The 5443-nt window shown below is 63.5% G+C and carries 3 rRNA genes; all 3 read left to right on the plus strand.

What is annotated here, in order from left to right:
* Positions 1–280: 280 nt before the first annotated feature.
* The 3 genes from DW850_RS09870 (at position 281) to rrf (ending at position 5421) form a co-directional block, all read left to right on the plus strand.
* A 16S ribosomal RNA gene (locus DW850_RS09870) occupies positions 281–1786 on the plus strand.
* 399 nt (positions 1787–2185) lie between these two features.
* A 23S ribosomal RNA gene (locus DW850_RS09875) occupies positions 2186–5158 on the plus strand.
* A gap of 147 nt (positions 5159–5305) precedes the next feature.
* A 5S ribosomal RNA gene (gene rrf / locus DW850_RS09880) occupies positions 5306–5421 on the plus strand.
* Together the 16S, 23S and 5S rRNA genes form the textbook arrangement of a ribosomal RNA operon.
* Positions 5422–5443 lie beyond the last annotated feature (22 nt).

The following is a 5443-nucleotide window of genomic DNA, read 5'->3' on the forward strand; positions in this document are numbered from 1 at the left end:
CGGTCTGGCAATATATCTCCTTGCCGCGCGGCCCGGTCGGACCGGATCAGCCGCCAGGCGTGCACCTTGAGAACCGGATACTGCGAGGATGGACACATTCAGTGTCGCATCCGGGCAGACATCGAACCATTTGAAATGGTCTAACTTGGATTTGTTTTTCGCAAGGCCGCCGAGAGGCGGCCCCGAGAAATTCCTTTTCCTATACAGAACCATATGAATCGAACGGAACCGATCAGCGATGGACTGAGGGGACCGGACGGGCTCGAAGCCCAGAATATTTTGGACGGAGAGTTCGATCCTGGCTCAGGATGAACGCTGGCGGCGCGCCTAACACATGCAAGTCGAACGGCACCCCTCTCCGGAGGGAAGCGAGTGGCGAACGGCTGAGTAACACGTGGAGAACCTGCCCCCTCCCCCGGGATAGCCGCCCGAAAGGACGGGTAATACCGGATACCCCGGGGTGCCGCATGGCACCCCGGCTAAAGCCCCGACGGGAGGGGATGGCTCCGCGGCCCATCAGGTAGACGGCGGGGTGACGGCCCACCGTGCCGACAACGGGTAGCCGGGTTGAGAGACCGACCGGCCAGATTGGGACTGAGACACGGCCCAGACTCCTACGGGAGGCAGCAGTGGGGAATCTTGCGCAATGGGGGGAACCCTGACGCAGCGACGCCGCGTGCGGGACGGAGGCCTTCGGGTCGTAAACCGCTTTCAGCAGGGAAGAGTCAAGACTGTACCTGCAGAAGAAGCCCCGGCTAACTACGTGCCAGCAGCCGCGGTAATACGTAGGGGGCGAGCGTTATCCGGATTCATTGGGCGTAAAGCGCGCGTAGGCGGCCCGGCAGGCCGGGGGTCGAAGCGGGGGGCTCAACCCCCCGAAGCCCCCGGAACCTCCGCGGCTTGGGTCCGGTAGGGGAGGGTGGAACACCCGGTGTAGCGGTGGAATGCGCAGATATCGGGTGGAACACCGGTGGCGAAGGCGGCCCTCTGGGCCGAGACCGACGCTGAGGCGCGAAAGCTGGGGGAGCGAACAGGATTAGATACCCTGGTAGTCCCAGCCGTAAACGATGGACGCTAGGTGTGGGGGGACGATCCCCCCGTGCCGCAGCCAACGCATTAAGCGTCCCGCCTGGGGAGTACGGCCGCAAGGCTAAAACTCAAAGGAATTGACGGGGGCCCGCACAAGCAGCGGAGCATGTGGCTTAATTCGAAGCAACGCGAAGAACCTTACCAGGGCTTGACATATGGGTGAAGCGGGGGAGACCCCGTGGCCGAGAGGAGCCCATACAGGTGGTGCATGGCTGTCGTCAGCTCGTGTCGTGAGATGTTGGGTTAAGTCCCGCAACGAGCGCAACCCCCGCCGCGTGTTGCCATCGGGTGATGCCGGGAACCCACGCGGGACCGCCGCCGTCAAGGCGGAGGAGGGCGGGGACGACGTCAAGTCATCATGCCCCTTATGCCCTGGGCTGCACACGTGCTACAATGGCCGGTACAGAGGGATGCCACCCCGCGAGGGGGAGCGGATCCCGGAAAGCCGGCCCCAGTTCGGATTGGGGGCTGCAACCCGCCCCCATGAAGTCGGAGTTGCTAGTAATCGCGGATCAGCATGCCGCGGTGAATGCGTTCCCGGGCCTTGTACACACCGCCCGTCACACCACCCGAGTCGTCTGCACCCGAAGTCGCCGGCCCAACCGCGAGGGGGGAGGCGCCGAAGGTGTGGAGGGTGAGGGGGGTGAAGTCGTAACAAGGTAGCCGTACCGGAAGGTGCGGCTGGATCACCTCCTTTCTAGGGAGATACATTCTTAGAGAGACAAACTTTAACTCGAATAGAGGGCAGGAGCCCGTCCGGTAGATGTCCGCCAGGATGATTCCCCGCAGCACCCGGTCCCCGGGGTCGCACCCGCGTACCTTGAGAGCCGCATAGCGATAGGAGAGAGATGGAAGATCATTCTTCCAGACTCGATTCTTTTCTGCGATTTATCAGACAGAATGATAGCAATCATTCATCCGATCCAAACAAGAAGAATTCACTTATATATGAGTGAGGAGCATCTGATCGCGAGCACAGTCAACTACTGTGCCGCGGTATGAGATACCCGAATTGCGACATACGAGCGCTATTCATGATATCGATTAATTTAACTTAATTAGCGACACGTGGATATCCCGCGGGCCCGATGCGGTCCCGCAAGATACCACGGGCGCACGGCGGATGCCTTGGCACAGGGAGCCGATGAAGGACGCGGCAAGCTGCGATAATCCCCGGCGAGGAGCACACATCCTTCGACCCGGGGGTCTCCGAATGGGCGAACCCATGCACAGCAGTGTGCATATCCCCACCCCGAACACATAGGGGTGGGGAGGACAACCCGGGGAACTGAAACATCTAAGTACCCGGAGGAGAGGAAATCAATCTCGAGACTCCCCGAGTAGCGGCGAGCGAAAGGGGACCGATGGCCAAACCGTCGAGCGGGCATACCCGGCAGGGGTTCCGCCGGCGGGGTTGCAGGGCCGCGCATCCGGGGGCTGCCGCCCCCGGGCGCAGGTCCGGCTGGGGAGCGGAACGGCATGGGAGGGCCGGCCGCAGCGGGTGACAGCCCCGTACGCGAACCCAGACCGGACGGCGCGACGCGGTCCCTGAGTAGGGCCGGGCACGTGAAACCCGGTCCGAACCTGGGTGGACCACCATCCAAGCCTGAGTACTACCCTGTGACCGATAGCGCACCAGTACCGTGAGGGAAAGGTGAAAAGCACCCCGGGAGGGGAGTGAAACAGTACCTGAAACCGTGCGCCCACGAGCAGTCGGAGCACCCTTGTGGTGTGACGGCGTGCCTTTTGTAGAATGAGCCAGCGAGTCGCTGGCGCGGGGCGAGGTTAACCGAAAGGGAGCCGGAGCGAAAGCGAGCCTTAACAGGGCGACTTGAGTCCCGCGCCGCGGACGCGAAGCCGGGTGAGCTATCCGTGGGCAGGCTGAAGCGGGGGTAAGACCCCGTGGAGGGCCGAACGCACGTCGGTTGAAAACGGCGGCGATGACCTGCGGATAGGGGTGAAAGGCCAATCAAACCCGGAGATATCTCGTTCTCCCCGAAATAGCTTTAGGGCTAGCGTCGCGCGTTCACCGCCGGAGGTAGAGCACCGGATGGACGAGGGGGCTTCGCCGCCTACCGAATCCAACCGAACTCCGAATGCCGGCGGCCCAGAGCGCGGCAGTCAGAGCATGTGGGCTAAGCTGTGTGCTCGAGAGGGAAACAGCCCGGACCGCCCGCTAAGGTCCCCAAGTTCCAGCCGAGTGGCAAAGGATGTGCGTCCGCCCAGACAACCAGGATGTTGGCTTAGAAGCAGCCATCCATTCAAAGAGTGCGTAACAGCTCACTGGTCGAGTGGACATGCGCCGACAATACACGGGGCTAAGCTGGACACCGAAGCGGCGGGATTTTGATTTTCAGAATCGGTAGGGGAGCTTCCCATGGGCGGGGAAGCCGCCGGGCGACCGGCGGTGGAGCGCATGGGAGTGAGAATGCTGGCATGAGTAGCGAGAGACGAGAGAGTAACTCGTCCGCCGTGAACCCGAGGTTTCCTGGGCAAGGCTAATCCTCCCAGGGTCAGTCGGGGGCTAAGGCGAGGCCGGGAGGCGTAGCCGACGCGCAGCAGGCAGACATTCCTGCACCGCGCACGCGGCGCTACGACCGACGGGGCGACGGATGGGGGTGGCTCGGCGGGGTTCTGGACGTCCCCGTGATGGAGCGCGGCCCGCGGACCAGGGAAATCCGGTCCGCACGAGGGCGAGGCTCCGGACGAAGCGATCAAGCGAAGCGAGTGAGCCCGAGGTCCCTAGAAAAACCCCTAGGCAGGCGCGTGCGCGCCCGTACCGCAAACCGACACAGGTGGGTGGGTAGAACATACCGAGGCGATCGGGTCAACCATGGTCAAGGAACTCGGCACAATGGCCCCGTAACTTCGGGAGAAGGGGTGCCCGCGCGTACGTGAACGGACTTGCTCCGGGAGCGGAGGCGGGCCGCAGTGGAGAGGCCCAAGCGACTGTTTACCAAAAACACAGGACTCTGCAGAAGCCGCAAGGCGACGTATAGGGTCTGACGCCTGCCCGGTGCCGGAAGGTCACGCGGAGGAGTTAGCCGCAAGGCGAAGCCCCGAAGCCAAGCCCCGGTAAACGGCGGCCGTAACTATAACGGTCCTAAGGTAGCGAAATTCCTTGTCGGGTAAGTTCCGACCTGCACGAAAGGCGCAACGACTTGGGCGCTGTCTCGACCATGGACCCGGTGAAATTGCACTGGTCGTGAAGATGCGACTTACCCGCGGAAGGACGGAAAGACCCCGTGAACCTTCACTGCAGCTTGGCATTGGCCGCTGGTCCCGCGTGTAGAGGATAGGCAGGAGGCGCAGATCCGGAGGCGCCAGCCCCCGGGGAGCCGCCCTTGGAATACTGCCCTCGCGCGACCGGCGTCCTAACCCGAGGCCGTCAACCGGCTCGGGGACCGTGCCAGGCGGGCAGTTTGACTGGGGCGGTCGCCTCCTAAAGGGTAACGGAGGCGCGCGAAGGTCCGCTCGGGACGGTCGGCAACCGTCCTTTTGAATGCAAGAGTACAAGCGGGCTTGACTGCGAGGCCCACAAGCCGAGCAGGTGCGAAAGCAGGCTCTAGTGATCCGGCGGCCCCGAGTGGGTGGGCCGTCGCTCAACGGATAAAAGGTACTCCGGGGATAACAGGCTGATCTTGCCCAAGAGTCCACATCGACGGCAAGGTTTGGCACCTCGATGTCGGCTCATCGCATCCTGGGGCTGGAGCAGGTCCCAAGGGTACGGCTGTTCGCCGTTTAAAGCGGTACGCGAGCTGGGTTCAGAACGTCGTGAGACAGTTCGGTCCCTATCCTCCGTGGGCGCAGGAGAATCGATGGAGGCTGCCCCCAGTACGAGAGGACCGGGGTGGACGCACCTCCGGTGAACCGGTTGTCGACCAACGGCACGGCCGGGTAGCCGCGTGCGGCGCGGATAACCGCTGAAGGCATCTAAGCGGGAAGCCGTTCCAGGGATTAGTTCTCCTTCCGGTAAGGGCCCAGGTAGACTACCTGGTCGATAGACGGCAGGTGCAAGGCTGGCGACAGCCTCAGCCGAGCCGCACTAATCGCCCGAGCTCTTCCGGAACCGCACCTCGCGGCCCGCGGGACATGCGCTCTGAAGCGCGGTCCGGGCACGAGGATGCACCCGAGTCAGATCTTTCCTATGCGCCATGCGGCCCCCAGGGCACGTGTATGCGATACCGGACACCGTAACGGTGGGCGCCGCCCACCGGTCAGCGGCCAGAGCATGGGGGGCACGCCCGGTCCCGTTCCGAACCCGGAAGCTAAGCCCCATCGCGCCGAGAGTACTGCGGGGCCAGCCCGTGGGAGGCCAGGGCGCCGCTGACCGGTGGACGGCACCGAGCCGTCG

Origin of the sequence: Collinsella sp. AM36-4AA (genome assembly GCF_003467795.1) — a bacterium.
GTDB lineage: Bacteria > Actinomycetota > Coriobacteriia > Coriobacteriales > Coriobacteriaceae > Collinsella.